At 54.5% G+C, this 18,534-nt stretch carries 21 protein-coding genes and 2 tRNA genes; 10 read left to right on the forward strand and 13 right to left on the reverse strand.

The genetic code is table 11. The annotated features are described in order from the left end of the window. Positions 1-17 precede the first annotated feature (17 nt). Positions 18-1,217: a purine nucleoside transporter PunC gene (punC, locus tag ACOTZP_RS16045; RefSeq protein ID WP_023299943.1), complete on the forward strand. Its 1,200-nt coding sequence runs from the start codon at positions 18-20 to the stop codon at positions 1,215-1,217. 298 nt (positions 1,218-1,515) lie between these two features. Then, positions 1,516-2,664, forward strand: coding sequence for a cyclopropane fatty acyl phospholipid synthase (gene cfa, locus ACOTZP_RS16050; RefSeq protein ID WP_022647893.1), 1,149 nt, complete (start codon positions 1,516-1,518; stop codon positions 2,662-2,664). A gap of 30 nt (positions 2,665-2,694) precedes the next feature. Here the strand turns inward: cfa and ACOTZP_RS16055 are convergent, their stop codons facing one another. After that, positions 2,695-3,336, reverse strand: a complete 642-nt coding sequence (locus tag ACOTZP_RS16055) for a riboflavin synthase (RefSeq protein WP_022647892.1) — start codon at positions 3,334-3,336, stop codon at positions 2,695-2,697. 225 nt (positions 3,337-3,561) lie between these two features. Between ACOTZP_RS16055 and mdtK the strand changes: the two genes are divergently transcribed. From mdtK to ACOTZP_RS16075, 4 genes are all read left to right on the forward strand, one after another. Beyond that, positions 3,562-4,935: an MdtK family multidrug efflux MATE transporter gene (gene mdtK / locus ACOTZP_RS16060; protein ID WP_032622176.1), complete on the forward strand. Its 1,374-nt coding sequence runs from the start codon at positions 3,562-3,564 to the stop codon at positions 4,933-4,935. A gap of 153 nt (positions 4,936-5,088) precedes the next feature. Beyond that, a tRNA-Val gene (locus tag ACOTZP_RS16065) sits at positions 5,089-5,165 on the forward strand. Between the two features lie 4 nt (positions 5,166-5,169). After that, positions 5,170-5,246, forward strand: a tRNA-Val gene (locus tag ACOTZP_RS16070). Then, positions 5,220-5,546 (forward strand): hypothetical protein, encoded by a 327-nt coding sequence (locus ACOTZP_RS16075; RefSeq protein ID WP_271075308.1) that lies wholly within the window; start codon positions 5,220-5,222, stop codon positions 5,544-5,546. The genes ACOTZP_RS16070 and ACOTZP_RS16075 overlap by 27 nt, the downstream gene beginning before the upstream one ends. 3 nt (positions 5,547-5,549) lie before the next feature. Here ACOTZP_RS16075 and ACOTZP_RS16080 read toward each other — a convergent pair whose 3' ends face one another. From ACOTZP_RS16080 to ACOTZP_RS16095, 4 genes are all read right to left on the reverse strand, one after another. Continuing rightward, the gene (locus ACOTZP_RS16080) at positions 5,550-6,020 is read right to left on the reverse strand and encodes an Hsp20 family protein (RefSeq protein ID WP_003857647.1); all 471 of its coding nucleotides are present in this window, start codon (positions 6,018-6,020) and stop codon (positions 5,550-5,552) included. Between the two features lie 172 nt (positions 6,021-6,192). Next, positions 6,193-6,393, reverse strand: a complete 201-nt coding sequence (gene glgS, locus ACOTZP_RS16085; protein ID WP_271075309.1) for a cell surface composition regulator GlgS — start codon at positions 6,391-6,393, stop codon at positions 6,193-6,195. Between the two features lie 179 nt (positions 6,394-6,572). Beyond that, positions 6,573-6,695, reverse strand: coding sequence for a hypothetical protein (locus ACOTZP_RS16090; RefSeq protein ID WP_254909560.1), 123 nt, complete (start codon positions 6,693-6,695; stop codon positions 6,573-6,575). A 54-nt stretch (positions 6,696-6,749) separates the two neighbouring features. Beyond that, positions 6,750-7,046, reverse strand: a complete 297-nt coding sequence (locus tag ACOTZP_RS16095; RefSeq protein WP_404350033.1) for a hypothetical protein — start codon at positions 7,044-7,046, stop codon at positions 6,750-6,752. A 398-nt stretch (positions 7,047-7,444) separates the two neighbouring features. On the opposite strand from ACOTZP_RS16095, the gene ACOTZP_RS16100 reads away from it, so the two are divergent. Further along, positions 7,445-9,040: an FAD-NAD(P)-binding protein gene (locus tag ACOTZP_RS16100; RefSeq protein WP_271075310.1), complete on the forward strand. Its 1,596-nt coding sequence runs from the start codon at positions 7,445-7,447 to the stop codon at positions 9,038-9,040. Between the two features lie 28 nt (positions 9,041-9,068). Here ACOTZP_RS16100 and ACOTZP_RS16105 read toward each other — a convergent pair whose 3' ends face one another. Together ACOTZP_RS16105 and ACOTZP_RS16110 are read right to left on the reverse strand one after the other, a co-directional pair. Further along, positions 9,069-9,704, reverse strand: coding sequence for a carbonic anhydrase (locus ACOTZP_RS16105; RefSeq protein ID WP_045309087.1), 636 nt, complete (start codon positions 9,702-9,704; stop codon positions 9,069-9,071). Positions 9,705-9,776: 72 nt separating this feature from the next. Then, positions 9,777-10,559, reverse strand: coding sequence for an MBL fold metallo-hydrolase (locus ACOTZP_RS16110; RefSeq protein ID WP_048965526.1), 783 nt, complete (start codon positions 10,557-10,559; stop codon positions 9,777-9,779). 125 nt (positions 10,560-10,684) lie between these two features. Between ACOTZP_RS16110 and ACOTZP_RS16115 the strand changes: the two genes are divergently transcribed. Further along, the gene (locus tag ACOTZP_RS16115) at positions 10,685-10,825 is read left to right on the forward strand and encodes a hypothetical protein (RefSeq protein WP_003857665.1); all 141 of its coding nucleotides are present in this window, start codon (positions 10,685-10,687) and stop codon (positions 10,823-10,825) included. Between the two features lie 56 nt (positions 10,826-10,881). On the opposite strand, the gene ACOTZP_RS16120 is transcribed toward ACOTZP_RS16115, so the two are convergent. The 6 genes from ACOTZP_RS16120 to ACOTZP_RS16145 all read right to left on the reverse strand — a co-directional run bounded on the left by ACOTZP_RS16120 (position 10,882) and on the right by ACOTZP_RS16145 (position 15,555). Then, a complete protein-coding gene (locus ACOTZP_RS16120) occupies positions 10,882-12,288 on the reverse strand; it encodes a DUF1996 domain-containing protein (RefSeq protein ID WP_271075311.1) in 1,407 nt (468 codons plus the stop codon). Between the two features lie 144 nt (positions 12,289-12,432). Beyond that, the gene (locus tag ACOTZP_RS16125; RefSeq protein WP_022647883.1) at positions 12,433-12,600 is read right to left on the reverse strand and encodes a hypothetical protein; all 168 of its coding nucleotides are present in this window, start codon (positions 12,598-12,600) and stop codon (positions 12,433-12,435) included. Between the two features lie 117 nt (positions 12,601-12,717). Continuing rightward, positions 12,718-12,927 carry a fumarate hydratase FumD gene (gene fumD, locus ACOTZP_RS16130; protein WP_003857676.1) on the reverse strand — a complete coding sequence of 70 codons (210 nt, stop codon included), beginning with the start codon at positions 12,925-12,927 and terminating at the stop codon, positions 12,718-12,720. A gap of 108 nt (positions 12,928-13,035) precedes the next feature. After that, a complete protein-coding gene (locus ACOTZP_RS16135) occupies positions 13,036-13,848 on the reverse strand; it encodes a MetQ/NlpA family ABC transporter substrate-binding protein (RefSeq protein WP_023305994.1) in 813 nt (270 codons plus the stop codon). Between the two features lie 23 nt (positions 13,849-13,871). Continuing rightward, a complete protein-coding gene (locus ACOTZP_RS16140) occupies positions 13,872-14,540 on the reverse strand; it encodes a methionine ABC transporter permease (RefSeq protein ID WP_271075312.1) in 669 nt (222 codons plus the stop codon). Beyond that, positions 14,533-15,555 carry a methionine ABC transporter ATP-binding protein gene (locus ACOTZP_RS16145; protein ID WP_271075313.1) on the reverse strand — a complete coding sequence of 341 codons (1,023 nt, stop codon included), beginning with the start codon at positions 15,553-15,555 and terminating at the stop codon, positions 14,533-14,535. The genes ACOTZP_RS16140 and ACOTZP_RS16145 overlap by 8 nt, the downstream gene beginning before the upstream one ends. Positions 15,556-15,954: 399 nt before the next feature. On the opposite strand from ACOTZP_RS16145, the gene ACOTZP_RS16150 reads away from it, so the two are divergent. Both ACOTZP_RS16150 and ACOTZP_RS16155 read left to right on the forward strand, forming a co-directional pair. Next, positions 15,955-17,328 (forward strand): cystathionine beta-synthase, encoded by a 1,374-nt coding sequence (locus tag ACOTZP_RS16150; protein WP_271075314.1) that lies wholly within the window; start codon positions 15,955-15,957, stop codon positions 17,326-17,328. Next, a complete protein-coding gene (locus tag ACOTZP_RS16155; RefSeq protein ID WP_404349605.1) occupies positions 17,325-18,470 on the forward strand; it encodes a trans-sulfuration enzyme family protein in 1,146 nt (381 codons plus the stop codon). The genes ACOTZP_RS16150 and ACOTZP_RS16155 overlap by 4 nt, the downstream gene beginning before the upstream one ends. Positions 18,471-18,534: the final 64 nt, after the last annotated feature.

The raw sequence follows: 18,534 nt of genomic DNA on the forward strand, positions 1-18,534 counted from the left end.
TCCTCAGGAGAAAAAAAGTGCAACCCAGGAAAGGATTTTTAGTCTGGCTCGGCGGCTTAAGCGTGCTGGGCTTTTTGGCGACCGATATGTATCTGCCCGCATTCGCCGCGATGCAGGAAGATTTGCAAACCCCTGCCGCCGCCATCAGCGCCAGTTTGAGTTTGTTCCTCGCCGGCTTTGCTTTTGCGCAACTGCTCTGGGGGCCGCTCTCTGATCGTTTTGGCCGTAAGCCCGTCCTGTTGCTGGGACTGGCGATTTTTGCCGTAGGCTGTCTGGGCATGCTGTGGGTCCGCGATGCCGCCTGGTTACTGGTGTTGCGCTTTATTCAGGCGGTCGGCGTCTGTGCCGCAGCGGTCACCTGGCAGGCGCTGGTGACCGATTACTACCCCGCCTCACGCACTAACCGCATTTTCGCCACCATCATGCCGCTGGTCGGCCTGTCTCCGGCGCTCGCTCCGCTGCTGGGCAGCTGGATCCTGGCGCATTTCGACTGGCAGGCCATTTTCGCCACGCTCTTTGCGATCACGCTGGTCCTGATGCTGCCCGCGTTCGGGCTTAAACCTGCGCATAAGAAAGAGACGCATCCGGACGCGAAGCCCATCACCTTTACCTCTTTACTGCGGTCGAAAGCCTATCGCGGTAACGTGCTGATTTATGCCGCCTGCTCTGCCAGCTTCTTTGCCTGGCTGACCGGTTCGCCGTTCATTTTGCATGACATGGGCTACAGCCCGGCGGCTATCGGCCTGAGCTATGTACCACAGACCATCGCCTTCCTGGTGGGTGGCTATGGCTGTCGCGCCGCGCTGCAAAAATGGGAAGGCCAGCAGATGCTGCCCTGGCTGCTGGTGCTGTATGCGCTAAGCGTGATTGCGACCTGGGCTGTCGGCTTTATTCCCGGCGCCGGGCTTGCAGAAATTTTGATTCCGTTCTGCGTCATGGCGATCGCTAACGGGGCCATTTACCCTATTGTTGTAGCCCAGGCGCTGCGTCCATTCCCTCAGGCGACAGGCCGCGCTGCCGCGCTGCAAAATACCCTGCAACTTGGCCTGTGCTTCCTGGCAAGTCTCGTGGTCTCTGCATTGATTGCAACCCCGCTGCTCACCACCACCAGCGTGATGCTGGTCACCGTTGTGCTGGCAGGATTGGGTTATCGCATGCAGTCCTCCGCCCATCGCGAGCAGAGTGAAAACGCGCAGACAGAAACGTCGCACGCCTGATTACGCGGGAAACTATGTTAAAAACCAGTGATTAGGTTGCTAACAATTTTCTGTTGAATCACCAAATTTTGCGGCCTATACTGAATTTGGTTCGATTAAATACGATAAATATTAAGTGTTAACGGGAGCCGGAGCGCTCCCGTTTTACCATGGAAGGCATTTCGGCAAGGGTTATCTCCCTTCCTCTGTTCTACGTCGGATATTAGCCTCGCGGGCATTTACCGTGAGATTTCTCACAAACCAAAAAAGCGTCTACGCTGTTTTAAGGTTCTGATCACAGCAAGGTGATGGAGAAGCTATGAGTTCATCGTGTATAGAAGAAGTCAGCGTTCCGGACGATAACTGGTCCCGGATCGTCAGTGAACTGTTGGGACGTGCGGGCATTACGATTAATGGCTCATCCCCCTCCGACCCCCAGATTAAACATCCCGATTTTTTCAAACGCGTGTTACAGGAGGGATCGTTAGGGCTAGGTGAAAGCTATATGGACGGCTGGTGGGAGTGTGAGCGGCTGGATATGTTCTTCTCCAGCGTTTTACGCGCCGGTCTTGAAAATCAGCTCCCTCGTCATTTCAAAGATACGTTACGTATCGCTTCCGCCCGCCTGTTCAATCTGCAAAGTAAAAAGCGCGCGTGGATCGTCGGTAAAGAGCATTATGACCTGGGCAACGATCTGTTCAGCCGTATGCTCGACCCGTTAATGCAGTACTCCTGCGGATACTGGAAAAAAGCGACAACCCTGGAAGAGGCGCAGCAGGATAAGCTACAGCTGATTTGCGATAAGTTGCAGTTGCAGCCCGGCATGCGCGTGCTGGACATCGGCTGTGGTTGGGGCGGCCTTGCCTGGTTTATGGCGAAACATTACGGTGTCAGCGTAGTCGGCGTCACGATTTCAGCTGAACAGCAGAAGATGGCACAGGAACGGTGTCTGGGTCTGGATGTCGATATTCGGCTTCAGGATTACCGCGACCTGAATGAGCAGTTCGATCGGATTGTTTCCGTGGGTATGTTCGAGCACGTGGGGCCAAAGAACTACAAGACTTATTTCGACGTCGCCGACCATAACCTGAAGCCTGACGGAATTTTCCTGCTACACACCATCGGCTCTAAACGCACCGATAACAATGTGGATCCCTGGATCAACAAATATATCTTCCCGAATGGTTGTTTACCCTCTGTTCGCCAGATTGCGAACGCCAGCGAACCGCATTTTATTGTGGAAGACTGGCATAACTTCGGCGCAGATTACGACACCACGCTGATGGCCTGGCATGAACGTTTCCAGGCTGCATGGCCTGAAATCGCCGACAACTATTCGGAACGATTCAAACGGATGTTTAGCTATTATCTGAATGCCTGCGCGGGTGCGTTCCGCGCGCGGGATATACAGCTGTGGCAGGTGGTGTTTAGTCGTGGGATTGAGCACGGCCTGCGCGTGGCCCGCTGAAAAATAACCCCGGTTACCCGGGGTTATTTTTTATTCTTCTTCCACGGCCTTTATTATCGCCGCCTCTTTCGCCGCCAGCACGCGCTCAACGGTATCCACGACCGCCTGGGTCTGCGGATCAATTTCGATATTTACGCGCTGCCCCAGTTTTTTTGCGCCAAGCGTAGTACGTTGCAGCGTTTCAGGAATTAAATGCACGCAAAAACGCGTTGGCGTCACTTCACCGACGGTCAGACTAATCCCATCGATGCCAATAAATCCTTTATAAAGGATGTATTTCATTAATGACGGATCCTGCACCTTAAACCAGATTTGACGGTTATTTTCCGAGGTCACGATTTTCGCCACTTCTGCGGTGGTCATAATATGGCCCGACATCAGATGCCCGCCAATCTCATCGCTGAATTTCGCCGCACGTTCAACGTTGACGGTATCCCCCACCACCAGCTCACCCAGGTTAGTGATGCGCAGCGTCTCTTTCATTAAATCAAAGCTTATCTGGTTACCGTTAATTTCGGTCACCGTCAGGCAGCAGCCGTTATGCGCTATCGACGCCCCGGTTTCAATGCCGTCGAGCATATATTCAGGCAGCTCAACTACGTGAGTGCGGAAATTCGGTTTTTCATCAATGGACACCACTTTGGCAGTGCCCTGCACAATACCAGTAAACATGCGTACAGCTCCTGTTCATTCCGAACGGCGATGACACCGTATAATCCCACCACAATAACAGTTGAAAAAACAGGTTGCCAGTGATGCGCAATTTCTGGCGATTTTTTCACTAGATAATTAGTTAAACCCCGCTACAATAGCTGGCATCCCTCTGTTTTTTCTTCTTGCTGCCAGTAACGGCGGCCTTTTTAGTCTCTCAAATAACTACAATACAAAGGTGTTCACGTGCAGAAGTATATGATCGAAGCGCGTCAGTTATTGGCACTGGCCATACCGGTGATCGTCGCGCAGGTAGCCCAAACCGCAATGGGATTTGTGGATACGGTAATGGCCGGTGGTTACAGCGCCACCGATATGGCCGCCGTGGCGATCGGAACCTCAATCTGGCTCCCGGCCATTCTGTTTGGTCACGGCCTGCTGCTGGCGCTGACGCCCGTTATCGCGCAGCTTAACGGCTCCGGTCGACGCGACCGCGTAGCCCATCAGGTGCGCCAGGGCTTCTGGCTGGCCGGGGGTGTCTCCGTCCTGATTATGATCGTCCTGTGGAACGCCGGGTATATTATTCGCGCCATGCATAATATCGACCCGGCGCTGGCAGATAAAGCAGTCGGTTATCTGCGCGCCTTGCTCTGGGGCGCGCCCGGTTATCTCTTCTTCCAGGTGGCTCGTAACCAGTGTGAAGGGCTGGCAAAAACCAAGCCGGGCATGGTGATGGGCTTTATCGGCTTGCTGGTGAACATTCCCGTGAACTACATCTTCATCTACGGTCATTTTGGCATGCCGGAACTCGGCGGCGTGGGTTGTGGCGTGGCGACGGCTGCGGTGTACTGGGTGATGTTCGGCTGTATGCTCACCTACGTTAAACATGCGCGATCCATGCGCGACATTCGTAACGACACCGCCTTTAGCACGCCTGACTGGTCGATGATGAGCCGCCTTACCCAACTGGGTCTGCCCATTGCGCTGGCGCTGTTCTTTGAAGTGACGCTGTTTGCCGTTGTCGCCCTGCTGGTCTCGCCGTTAGGGATCATTGACGTGGCAGGCCACCAGATCGCCCTGAACTTCAGCTCTTTGATGTTCGTCCTGCCGATGTCCCTGGCTGCTGCGGTGACGATTCGCGTGGGCTTTCGTCTGGGGCAAGGCTCGACGCTGGATGCGCAAACGGCAGCCCGCACCGGGCTGGGCGTCGGCGTCTGCATGGCAGTCTGTACCGCGCTCTTTACCGTGCTGTTGCGTGAGCAAATTGCCCTGCTCTATAACGACAACCCGGAAGTAGTGACCCTGGCCTCGCATTTGATGCTGCTGGCGGCCATTTACCAGATCTCTGACTCTATCCAGGTAATTGGCAGCGGCGTGCTGCGTGGGTATAAAGATACGCGTTCCATCTTCTTTATCACCTTTATCGCTTACTGGGTTCTGGGCCTGCCGAGTGGGTATATTCTGGCGCTCACGGATCTGGTGGTGGATCGCATGGGGCCAGCCGGATTCTGGATGGGCTTTATCATCGGCTTAACGTCTGCAGCCATTATGATGATGCTGCGCATGCGCTTCCTGCAACGTCAGTCGTCTGCGGTAATTTTGCAACGCGCTGCGCGTTAATGACACAGTAGCCGCCGGCTGGCGGCTACTTTCTCTTCACTTTGCGCGGTAATGAAGCAATCGCGTGAAATCAGAGAGAAAAATGCATTTTCCCTCTTGCCACCTTGGGGCTGTGCCGCTAATATTCGTCCCCGTTGTCACCGACAACACAATGCGTTCATAGCTCAGTTGGTTAGAGCACCACCTTGACATGGTGGGGGTCGTTGGTTCGAGTCCAATTGAACGCACCATTATGCGTCTGTAGCTCAGTTGGTTAGAGCACCACCTTGACATGGTGGGGGTCGATGGTTCGAGTCCATTCAGACGCACCAATCAATTTCCTCGCACATTTCATTCCCGTTCAGCCTCGTGCAGGGGCAGCAAACTTTTTAAGCACATCGAAATTAACCTCCAGCCCGCGCGTGCCGGGAAAAGCGGAATGGCATAAGACATTTTTTATCCGTCCAGGCAAAGCATTGACGACTTCAAAAAATGGAGCTGGAGGCGGTCCTGGTGCAGCAGCAAGAAACCGTTACAGCGCTCACGGCTCAAATAGTCAGAGGCCAGAAAAGTGGCTCATCAGGTTAGCAAAACGCCCGGCGTTTGCCGGGCGTGAAAACAACATCAGTTAACGATTACGGCTTGTGTTCAATCGCCGGGTTGTTATTGATGGCGATTCGCTGCGGTTTCTCTTCTTCCGGAATATCCTGGTGTAATTCAATCGCCAGCAAGCCGTTTTCCAGCGAAGCGCCGGTTACTTTCACATGTTCCGGCAGACTATAGCTGGCCCGGAAGTCGCTGCGGCTGATACCCCGATGGATCCACCCTTCTTCGCCGTTTTCGGTTTTCTCCTCTTCACGTTTACCGCTGATATTCAGCTGACCGCCAACGGTTTCAATTTCCAGTTCGCTCTCTTTCCAGCCCGGCACGCTGAGCGTCAGTTCATAGCGGTTATCGCCCAGCCGCCGGATATTGTAAGAAGGCGTGGAGGGCAACGGCGTACTGCCGGTTAGCTGGCTAAAAAGGCGATCGATACGGTTAAAACGGTCCGCAAACAGAGAGTCGGAGAGATCGTTCAACACGGGAAAGGTTCTGAGAGTCATCATGTACCTCCTGAACAGTAAAAAAGAATATTCAAAAAGTTCATGTCTTATGGGCAGGTGTTCCTTACCCGCTTTCTATTTGAGGTTACCGCAAAATATTTCAACCTCAGGAGCCTGCAAAAATGTAGCTGGAACCTAAAAAAGCAACGGGCCGTTAAGCCCGTTGTTCGTTACATCATCGCAGTTCTATTACTCTCGCCCGCTCAGCCTGCTTTCGGTAGTGGTCATATCGCTCCCGGAACCATGCCTGCTGTTTATTATTCATATTGCCGGTCACGGCATCGATATCAACTGGCTGGCCCAGGGCGTACATACGGGCAAAACTGCGTGCCAGAAAATCAAAATTCTTTAATGCGTTTATATCTTGTCGCTTCATTAGCATATCCCTCCAGTCATTGTGATTCCTGTTCAAGGTCATATGCTTTTCTGATCTCAGTATCCGCCTGAAAAAGATCGTTTTTTGAGCGATGTGTGCGCATCACTCTGCCAGTGTTCACATTTCAGGAACGACCAAACTCTTCAGCCCTGGTCATGATTTTCCCTCCCTTTTATCACTCACGCAGAAAACATAAACGCCAGCCATGCAGTAAGTTCGCCATGTAGCCGGAAGGTGCGAACGGCGTGCTTTAATGCCAGACGCTGTAACAGGTCGCCCAGCGCGTTCAGGTGGGTTTCCACCTGCAAGCGTCTTATCAGTTCGAATAACAGACAAAGAACGTTTACACTGGCGGATTAATACTGATTTCCTGAACAAATGGGTAAATGGGTGTATCCGGGCTTGTTGGCCATATAGAGAGGGGCGCATGTAGGTTGCCGCGGTTGTGTATCGAACTGCGCATTGTTATCTACAACACGCTGCTCCTGGCCTTGCACGGCTATTCTTTTTTTCGTCTGCGCTTTCCTGGCGGAGGGGGAGGGTTTTAACTGTCGCGGCAGTTCGGAGGCACCATAACCTGAACAGAATCGCTTCGACTGACTCAGACTTCCGTCATTGCAGACAAAACTGCCATCCGATGTACAGTGTGCTATGCCACCTTTTGAGCCAGAGCAGGGCTATCTCCCACGGGCGGCATCAGCCTGCATGTTAAAAAGTACACTGACCGTAAGATGGAGAATTCTCCTGATAAAATCAGCTGGTTCTCCTCACTGACGCTGTGCAGGTCAAGCCCGCCGGCGAAGTTACCGTACTTTTTAACCCCCATCACATACAGATAATCGTTAAACCTGGGACCAAACAGTCTTTCCTTTCAGAAATCAGGCAGAATCATATCTAATCAGCCAGGGTCAATTGAATTGACTTTCCCATAAGTTCAGGAAGGGGCGCAACATCCCCTCTTCAAAACGTCTTAATTTTTTCCTTCATTGAATGATTTAACCTTTCTCCTGCTACGCTTATTTTATGGTTCAGAAATGCAGGAACGCTTTCGATGAAAAAAATCGCCATTATCGGCTCAGGTCCAACAGGGATTTATACCTTTTACTCACTTCTTAACAACGCAGCACCGCTTTCGATCACCGTGTTCGAAAAGGCAGACCAACCCGGTGTCGGGATGCCCTACAGCGACGAGGATAATTCCCGGCTGATGCTGGCGAACATCGCCAGTATCGAAATTCCGCCCATTTTTATCACCTATCTCGACTGGCTTAAACAGCAAAATGCAGCCCACCTTGCCCGCTATAGCGTCGACAAAGACAAACTGCACGACCGGCAGTTTTTGCCCCGTATTCTGCTGGGTGAATATTTCCACGACCGCTTTCTCGCCGTCGTTGCCGAGGCGAAAAAGGCTGGGTTTCATATCGAGGTTCATCCCAACGCAGAAGTCACTGATATTAAGGCTGATGCAGACGGCGTGGCCCTGTCAGTGAACGATGCCCCTTTCTCAAGGCGGTTTGATCTTGCAGTGGTCGCCACCGGTCACGTCTGGCCTGATGAAGATGAATCCACCCGCGACTATTTCCCAAGCCCATGGTCGGGGCTGATGGACGCGGATATCCGAGCCTGTGAGGTGGGGATTATGGGTACCTCCCTCAGCGGACTGGACGCTGCTATGGCTGTAGTAATGCAGCATGGTCGGTTTAGCGGGGAGCAGTTCGTTGTCAATAAAGGTAGTGAGGGGCTAAACATCACGCTGATGTCCCGCTCGGGCGTTCTCCCGGAGGCCGACTTTTACTGCCCTATCCCTTATGAACCGCTGTCGGTGTTAACGGAGTCTGTGGCAGAAAGCGAAATTGCCAAAGGCCCTGACGGGCTGCTTGACCGCATCTTTGCGCTGATGGTGAAAGAGCTTGAGCTGGCCGATCCGCGCTGGTGCCAGGCGATAACGATCGGCACGCTGAATGCTGACACGCTTCGTGATGTCTGGTTTGAGGATCGTAAAAAGCATGGTCCTTTCACCTGGGCCGAAGCGAATCTGAAAGAAGTGGAGCGCAACAAGTGCGAGAAACGCACCGTTGCCTGGCGCTATACCGTGCTTCGTCTGCATGAAGTAGTTCAGGCCATTGTCCCTTCACTCAATGAGCGTGACAGAGAACGGTTTAAATCCGGGCTGGAGCGTGTGTTTATTGATAACTATGCCGCCATTCCACCGCAGTCTATCCGCCGGTTACTGGCACTGCGCGAGGCAGGGATCATTAGCGTAGTCGCACTCGGTGATGATTACGCCCTGGATATCGGCAGCGATCAGACCGTCATCACCACGAAAGAAAAGCGTTATCGCTTCGACGTCTTTATCGATGCCCGCGGGCAGAAACCGCTCAGAAATAAGGATATTCCCTTCCCGACGCTGCGCAAACAGCTTGAGGAAACGGGGGATGAAATACCGGACGTGGGGGAAGACTACACGTTGCTGTCACCTGCGTCTCTGCGCGGACGTATCGCTTTTGGGGCGATCCCCTGGCTGATGCACGATCATCCGTTTGTTCAGGGTTTGTCTGAGTGCGCTGATATTGGTAAAGCGATGGCGAAAGCGGCGGGGAATCCTGCGTCGGGCGTGCGACGAAAATTACCTTTCGTGGAGTTTTAACAGGGCTTCCCTGCCCTGCGGTGTCGGATTACTCGAAGAAGACTTCCGGGTTTTCCGACAGCGATACGAAGGTTTTAGTGTTCTTGTCCAGGGCAAGGATTTTGCCGCTTTCGATGTCATATACCCAGCCGTGCAGGCGAATGGCGTTGTTGCGCAGGCCTACCGCCACCGACGGATGGGTCTTGATGTTGCTCAGCTGAGCAAAGACGTTCTCCTGCACCATCGCATTCACTTTATCGATTGGCTGATCCCAGGTTTTCTTCTCAACCACCGCTTTTGCCGCATCAGAATAGCGCAGCCAGTGGGAAACGGCTGGCATCGGCTCCAGATCGGCGTTGTCAGCAATCGCCTTCATCGCGCCGCAGTTGGAGTGGCCGCAAATAACAATATCGGTCACGCCAAGGGCCACTACCGCGTATTCGATGGTTGCAGAGACACCGCCAGGCTCCGGCCCGAACGGTGGCACAATGTTGCCCGCGTTTCGAATGACAAAGAGCTGTCCTGGCTCCTGCTGCGTGACCAGTTCCGGAACCAGACGGCTGTCGGAGCAGGAGATAAACAGCGCTTTGGGATTCTGACTGGACGCTAAACTACGAAAAAGCTCTTTACGTTGCGGGAAAATCTCTTTTTGAAAGCTGAGAAAACCTTCAATGATATGTTGCATAGCCATTTCTCTTTTATCTGTTTTAGTTTAGGTATGATCGCGATCACACTCGTAAAATTTAACCACCGTGCCTTAGCGGAGACAAGCAATATATTTCTGGCCCGACCGCTGCACAATCTCATCTGCGTTCGCCGGGATGTTTTGCCCTTCAAAGGCCCCGTACAGTCGCTGGTACGTTTTCCCGGTCAGTCGACCGATCACCGCCTCAACGGTGCGGGCAGGCAGCGGCAGCATATTCGGATAACTCCACATAAACGACACGGCGTCCTTACCAGGCGTAACCTGCAAAATATCACCGGCCAGCAGCACGCCGTCGCCTGACTGCCAGTGCAGCACCGTGCCGCCTGCAAAATGCCCGCCCAGACGCAGCAGCGTCACCGACGGCATAATCTCCAGGGCGTCCTCCTCCCAGAAGCGTATCGCCGGACTGTCACGCATCACCCACTGCCGATCGCTGGCGTGCAGATAGATCGGCGCGTTAAACGCGGCGGCCCACTCCTGCATGGTGGTGTAGTAATGCGGGTGCGAAATCGCGATCGCGCTGATGCCCCCGAGCGCGTCAACTAACGCTCTGGTCGCCGGATCGAGGTTAGCGATGCAGTCCCACAGAACATTGCCCTGCGGCGTACTCAGCAGAAGCGCCCGCTGGTTGATGGCAAAAGCGGGAACGGTTTTGATGCTGAACAGCTGTGGCTCCAGCTGTTGCCATTTGTTGGTGTGCGTGGTCGTAAGGCTGTCGAAGTCCGTCCATGCCTGGCCCGTCACCGGGACATACTGGCGCTCATCGTCGCAAATCGGGCAGTTTTTGGGCTGTTCATCGTAAGCGGTACCGCAGGTTTTACAGAGTGTAATCATCGGCTTTCCTCAGCAATAAAGCACTGAGTATGGCAGGGATTATCCATATGTGCTGAGGGGTGCCTGGCCCGCTTTTTTTGACTTATACTGTGCCAGTATCAAAAACTGAATAACGCAGGTGGCACATGGAAATTGATCTCGATAACTTAGTCTTTAACGGGCTGGATGAAGCAGAAGAGCGCAACGCAGAACGTCTCGACGATGCGGATAAAAAAGCCCAGGCGATTGTCGCCGATGACGACTGCGGCGATGCCTGCAAGATCTGAAGAAAAAGCACCGGGCTCCCCGGTGCTTTTTTTATGAATACATTTGCTACCCGCTATCAGATCTCCGGCGTTTTGCTAAACCCGGTCAGCATCAGGATCAGGCTTTGTTGAGATGACCCCGTCTCAAACTGATAGTGGTTTCCCTGACGATCGCCGCCGATATACCACGAAATTTCAGTTTTCCCTTCTGCCAGCGCCTTGCGTACCGCTTTATCGACATCCACCATCCGGTATTCGCGGGAGTGGTTCAGGTAAAGCACCGCATCCGAGCGATAGTTGCAGCGCGGCCGTGAATGCCAGCTCACGGTGGCCGGATCCCAGTCGTTGCTCGCCGGATAGAAGAAGATTTGATCCGCGCCGTTGGTTTCCACTTTCCCGCCATAAATTCTCACGCGGTATTTAAACTGGGCAGGATCCTGTCCGGCAGGCAGCGGAGGGATGTTGAACTTCACCAGCGACAATGTTTCGCTGTTTTTCGTCCTTCCGCCGTTCTTCCAGTTGTCCTGCACCAGTAAGACCTGGGGATCGGGCTGTGAAAGTGCGGGTTCCATGCTGCTGAGCCAGACGTTGGCCTTCGCTTTTGAATAACCATACGGCACGGTGGTGCCGCAATCCATTCCGCGGTTCATGCACAGGTCGGTCATAAAGCGCGCGGCATCTTCCGTCCAGCCGTTCATGAAGTCAGCATGCGCCGTATACAGGCTCCCCCATCGCTCTTCACGTTCACTGCCATGCATGGTGGGGTCGAGGGAAAGCTGGACTTTACTGGTATCCAGAGAGCTAATTGTCGGAAGCACGTACGCAATATTCATGTTCACCGTCGGGATCTTCACCGGGAAGGTGGACGGACACTGTCCTTTCGTATCGTAGGTGGCGTTAGCCAGACCGTGGGCGGGCTTCAGGTTGGCCCCGTCCCAGCAGTTCGGGAACTGAATGCCGATATTAAACTGCACGGCATCCTTCGCCTTGCGTAAACCGCAGACTTCACCCGTTCTGGTGGTGTAGCCCTTGCCGTTGGCGCATAAAAAGGTGATATGTGGATTTGGCGCGGTGCCGTGATGATCGCCCGCCAGCAGCGACAGCCCCGCCGGGAACGGGTGCAGTGGCCAGGCGTCAACGTTCGATGCCTGATAATAGGTTTTTTGATAGGCGGGTTTGACCACCGTTCCGTCCGGTAATTTTAGCGACGGAGCCCAGTAGGCCGAGCTGTCTGCTTTGTTATCGCAGGTGGTCTTTTCCTGGGTACGCAGCGATTCACGGCTGGAGTAAGCATCCGTTTGCACGTTACCAAAAAAATCGTGCAGCATGGCCTCGTTGGGCATGCCGTACATCATAATGGCATCATCGCCGAGGGTATGGGAATAACTGCATACAACATGCGCCTGTGGACCAGCGTGTGCCGCCTGCATGGCAAGCAATAGCACGGTGGCAGAAAGCGCGGGGGTTAATACTGTCCGTTTCATTATCATCTCCATCTGAGAAAGGAGATAGTGGTAACAAAACGGCTATCGTTTACCGAGGATTAGCCAGGGCATTTTTCCCTTCATTCTCACTTTACACGCATCACGCACAGCTCATTCCAGTACATTTCGCGCGTCCGGCGAAGTTCAGCGTGACGTTTTAACATAGAACCACTCCGGGTCGATGTTGGCTACGTCCACGCCATAGAGGCTGGCGACAGGCAGTATTGACTCAAGAACACGTTGCGCGCTGTTCTCCGCATTCGCTGGTCGGGGCGCAAAAAACCGCCGTAACGTGCTTATCCATTTTTTCATCGTCATTACCCTTCTCGCTTAACCTGGACTCAGTTAAACACGCCTTCATCATGAAGAGGAAATAACAATAATGACTGTTGATATGCGGGATCTGAAAAACTCGCGAGACGCTTCGTCCTAACCGGCCAGCGCTTTAACCACCGTTTCCATCGCTTTGGTGGTCAACTCACTGCGCTTAACGCGCTGGTTCGCCAGCGCGGTACGCAGTACCCCGGCAATCACGATATGCTTGGGCTCCTGCCCTAAGTCACGCATCTCCAGAACGACCTTGCCTACCACCCGACACATCTCCTGGTACAGCGCTTCGTCTTTGGTCACATTGCCCATTGCCATCACTCCGTTGCCCTAAACCGTCAGCTTAAATCATTCGTCGGCTGGATACAAAAAAGAAGCCCGGCGTGTTGTTCGCCGGGCTTCGTCTGGAAAATCAGGCGATTAGTTGTTTACCGGGATGACCGCGCCTTTGTATTTGGTGCGGATCCAGTCCTGAATCTCTTTGGAGTGCAGCACGTTCACCAGCGCGACGATATCCTTCTTCTTCTCATCACCGCGATGAACGGTAATGATGTTGGCGTACGGGTTATTCTCACCGCTTTCAACCGCAATTGGATCGTGGACCGGATCCAGACCGGCATCAATTGCGTAGTTGGCGTTGATCACCACCGCAGCACCTTCGTCGTTGTTGTACATCTGCGGCAGCAGAGATGCCTCGACGTTAGGGGTGAATTGCAGCTTTTTCGGGTTCTCCACAATATCGCTGATGCGCGCGGTCACTTTATCGATGCCTGGCTTCAGTTTGATCACGCCCTCTTTTTCGAAGATGGAGAGAATACGCCCTTCCTCGGAAACCGCATCACGCATGATGATTTTGCCGCCTTCCGGCAGATCCTTCAGCGATTTGTATTTTTTTGAATAGATACCGATCGGCTCAATGTGGATTGCGCCTGCACTGACAAAATCATAATCCTTATCGCCCGCATGATCTTTAAGCACGCTGTTCAGGTAAGGGATGTGCTGGAAATAGTTGGCATCAATGTCATGCCCTGCCAGCGCCGTGTTTGGCAGAATGTAGTCCTGGAACGGTTTAATCTCCAGTTCAATACCCTGCTTCGCCAGAATCGGCTTAGCCTGCTCCAGAATTTCCGCGTGCGGGGTGTTGGACGCCCCCACGGTGAGCGTGTCCGCCCAGGAGGCAAAGCTCAGGGCGCTCAGGGTGGCTGCGGCGATCAGTGTCAGTGTCTTTTTCATGATGTGGTTCCTGTGTGTATTTATTAGCGTTTATCTAACAGTGAAGTAATGGCATCGCCGCAGAACTGGATAATGAACACGATGATCAGAATGGTCACCGTTGCCACCAGCGTGACGTCACCATGGTTGCGCTGGAATCCTTCCAGATAAGCCAGATTTCCCAAACCGCCGGCACCTATCACCCCCGCCATTGCGCTGTAGCTCACCAGCGCAATCAGCGTCACCGTCATACCTGAAACCAGTGCGGGTGAAGATTCCGGCAGTAAAACCCGAAACACTAACGTGCTCAGCCGCGCGCCCATCGAACGCGTGGCTTCAATTACCCCTTTATCCACTTCCCGCAGGGCAATCTCGACCAGACGGGCGTAAAACGGCGCGGCGCCCACAATCAGAGCGGGCAGCGCAGCGTTAGCGCCGAGAATGGTCCCCACAACGGTCTTGGTGAACGGGATCAGCAGAACAATGAGAATGATGAACGGAATCGAGCGGAACACGTTCACCACAATCGACATCACGCTGTAGACCGTGCGGTTGTGGAATAACCCGCCGCGGGCGGTTAAAAACAGCGCCAGACCGAGCGCGATCCCCAGAACAAACGTCGCCACGCCGGAAAGCGCGGTCATGTAGAGCGTATCCTGGGTTGCAGCCCAAAGTTGATCCCACTTCAGGTGCGGAAAGAGTTCTTCAGCCATGCTTGATTACCTCGCCTTCAATATCGCTTTGCTTCAGGTCGGCGAGGATATTGTTCAGTTGTTCATCCGATGCCACCACGTGCACCCAGAGCTGCCCGAAAACACCGTGGGCGGTTTGCGTCATTTTGCCGTGCAGGATGTTAAACGGCAGGCCGTAGCGCAGGGTCAGTTCACCGACGATCGGCCTGTGCGTGCTGTGCCCGGTGAAGGTGAGCTTGATGACCGCGCCCTCCAGCTCATTTGCCAGTTCGGTATTGAAGGTCTCTTCCTCCGCGTACTGGCTCACCTGGCGGACAAACTGCCGGGTGATCGGCTGCTGAGGATGCGTAAACACGCTCAGCACCTCCCCCTCTTCCACCACCTTGCCGTTCTCCATTACCGCCACGCGGTCGCAGATTTTGCGCACCACATGCATCTCATGCGTAATGAGTACGATGGTCAGGTTAAAACGACGGTTAATGTCCAGGAGCAGATCGAGGATCTGATCGGTGGTCTGCGGATCCAGCGCCGAGGTGGCTTCGTCACACAGCAGTACGTCCGGATGATTGGCCAGCGCGCGGGCAATGCCCACACGCTGTTTTTGCCCGCCGCTCAGCTGGGACGGGTAGGCATTCTCGCGTCCCTTCAGGCCGACCAGCTCCACCAGCTCGGCAACGCGAGCCTGAATTTGCGCTTTTGGCACACCGGCAATTTGCATTGAAAAGGCGATGTTTTCCTTCACCGTGCGCGACCAGAGCAGATTAAAGTGCTGGAACACCATGCTGATTTTCAGGCGTGCCTGACGCAGCGCTTCTCCCTTCGCGGCGGAGATATCCTGACCGTTAATGGTGACGCTGCCGGCGCTGGGCTTTTCCAGACCGTTCAGCAGACGGATAAGCGTACTTTTCCCGGCCCCGCTGTAACCAATGATCCCGTAAATCTGTCCCTGCTCTACCGTCAAGTTGACGTTATCAACGGCTGTCAGCGCCAGCTTCCCGTTGTCAAAAACCTTCGAAATATTACTGAGTACGATCATTCTTATTCGTTATCCGTTACGCATATAGCGGTTTAGCAGTATGGATGTCCAAAAGATAGTAAACAGCCGTTATCAGCTTTTAAATGACCAAAAAAGAATTTCTTATAATGCTCAGGAATAAGCAGCGAACTGGCGGGTGAAAAGCATTTAGATGAATATCTGCAATAATTATCTGCCCTTTGCATATCAGGTCTCATTCATCCGACGAAATTGGTTAATTTTGCAGCACTATGTACTGATATAGCCATCCTCACATCCGGACAACTTTACGTCTTGCTGTCTTTCCACCCAAAAACATAAGTATTATTCCTTTCTGTTCTAAAACCCAGTGAAACGTTCTTTATTAAGAAAATTTAGTGGTCCTATCATCCGGTCATCACCTCTTCACAGGACATGACCATGACGCTTTACCACTCCGTCACCGAACTAATTGGCCATACGCCACTCATCCAGCTGCACAAGCTGGATACCGGCCCCTGCTCGCTGTTTCTGAAGCTGGAAAATCAGAATCCAGGCGGTTCGATCAAAGACCGCGTCGCGCTGTCGATGATTAACGAAGCCGAACGCTCGGGGCAACTGCGGCCCGGCGGGACCATTATCGAAGCCACGGCGGGGAACACCGGGCTGGGGCTGGCGCTGATCGCCGCGCAAAAGGGATATTCGCTGATCCTGGTGGTGCCGGACAAAATGAGCCGCGAAAAGATTTTCCACCTGCGGGCGCTGGGTGCGCAGGTGGTGCTGACCCGTTCCGATGTCAATAAGGGGCATCCTGCCTATTACCAGGATTACGCCCGGCGGCTGGCGAACGAACTGCCCGGCGCGTTTTACATCGACCAGTTCAACAATGAGGCCAACCCGCTGGCGCACCGCACGACCACCGCGCCGGAACTGTTTGAGCAGCTTGACGGCCAGATCGATGCCATCGTCGTCGGCGTCGGCTCCGGCGGTACGCTGGGCGGCTTACAGGCGTGGTTCGCCGAGCACTCACCGCAGACGGAATTTGTGCTTGCCGATCCGGCCGGGTCGGTGCTGGCAGATCAGGTTGAGACCGGACGCTATCACGATGCCGGATCGTGGCTGGTTGAGGGGATTGGCGAAGACTTTATTCCTCCGCTGGCGCACATCGAAGGGGTTAAACGCGCCTGGCGCATTACCGATCACGAAGCCTTCACCACCGCCCGCGAGCTGCTCAAAACGGAAGGGATCCTGGCGGGCTCCTCCAGCGGCACGCTGCTGGCGGCGGCGCTGAAATATTGTCAGGCGCAGACCACGCCAAAACGCGTGGTCACCTTCGCCTGCGACAGCGGCAATAAATACCTCTCGAAGATGTTCAACGACGACTGGATGCGCCAGCAGGGGCTGATCGCGCGCCCGCAGGCAGGGGATCTCTCCGACTACATTGCCCTGCGCCACGATGAAGGCGCGACGGTGACTGCCGCCCCGGACGACACCCTTTCCACCGTGCTGGCCCGCATGCGGCTGTACGACATCTCCCAGCTGCCGGTGCTCGATAACGATAAGGTCGTCGGCATCATCGACGAATGGGACCTGCTGCGACACATCGGGGGGGAAGCCGATCGCTTCTCTCTCCCCGTGACGGCGGCCATGACGCGTCAGGTGGAATACCTGGACAGGCAGGCCCCGGAGAGCGCCCTGTACGCCATCTTTGACCGTGGCCTGGTGGCGATTATTTATGACGAAGACCGCTTTCTGGGTCTGATCACCCGTAGCGACGTTCTTACCGCCTGGAGAAATAAAAGGAGCAAAAGATGAAAAACCTGGCAACCCTCAGCGTTCACAGCGGAGAGTTTAACGACCCGCACGGCGCCGTCATGCCGCCGATTTACGCCACCTCGACGTTTGCGCAACCGTCTCCGGGTGAGCATACCGGCTATGAATATTCCCGAAGCGGCAACCCCACCCGCCACGCGCTGGAGACCGCAATAGCCGAGCTGGAGGGCGGCACGCGCGGGTACGCCTTCGCTTCAGGGCTGGCGGCCATTTCCACCGTGCTCGAACTGCTGGATAAAGACAGCCATATCGTCGCCATTGACGACGTGTACGGCGGTACGTATCGCCTGATCGAAAACGTGCGTAAGCGCAGCACCGGGCTACAGGTGAGCTGGGTTAAGCCGGACGATGTAGCCGGACTTGAGGCCGCCATTCGCCCGGACACCCGCATGATCTGGGTGGAGACGCCGACAAATCCGCTGCTGAAGCTGGCCGATCTGGAGGCCATAGCAGACATTGCCCGGCGCCATAATGCGATCAGCGTGGCGGATAATACCTTCGCCTCCCCGGTCATTCACCGGCCGCTGGAGGCGGGGTTCGACATTGTGGTTCACTCCGCCACCAAATATCTCAACGGTCATTCAGACGTGGTTGCCGGGCTGGCTGTTGTCGGGGCAAATAAGGATCTCACGGAGCGTCTGGGCTATCTGCAAAACGCGGTTGGCGGCGTTCTGGATCCGTTCAGCAGCTTCCTGACGCTACGGGGGATTCGCACCCTCTCCCTGCGCGTTGAGAAGCACAGTGCCAACGCGCTGGCGATTGCGCAATGGCTGGAGCAGCATCCGCAGATAGAGAGCGTGCTCTATCCCGGGCTGGAGTCACACCCCCAGTATGCGCTTGCCCGCAGACAAATGGCGCTGCCGGGCGGCATGATCTCCGTTGTGATTAAAGGCGATGCGCAACGCGCGACAGAGGTGATTCGTCATCTTACGCTCTTTACCCTGGCGGAAAGCCTGGGCGGGGTGGAGAGTCTGGTGAGCCAGCCCTACAGCATGACCCACGCCTCCATTCCACTGGCGCAGCGTCTTGCAAACGGCATTGTGCCGCAGCTGATACGCCTGTCGGTGGGGATTGAGGATGCGAAGGATCTGATCGCCGACCTTCAACAGGCGCTGGAAAAATGAGCAAAAAACGGCGGGCGTTGCGCCTGCCGTCATAAGATGACATTAGGCCTTAACGCCTTGATAA

Source organism: Enterobacter cloacae complex sp. SYL001 (assembly GCF_049237025.1).
Classification (GTDB): Bacteria; Pseudomonadota; Gammaproteobacteria; order Enterobacterales; family Enterobacteriaceae; genus Enterobacter; species Enterobacter intestinihominis.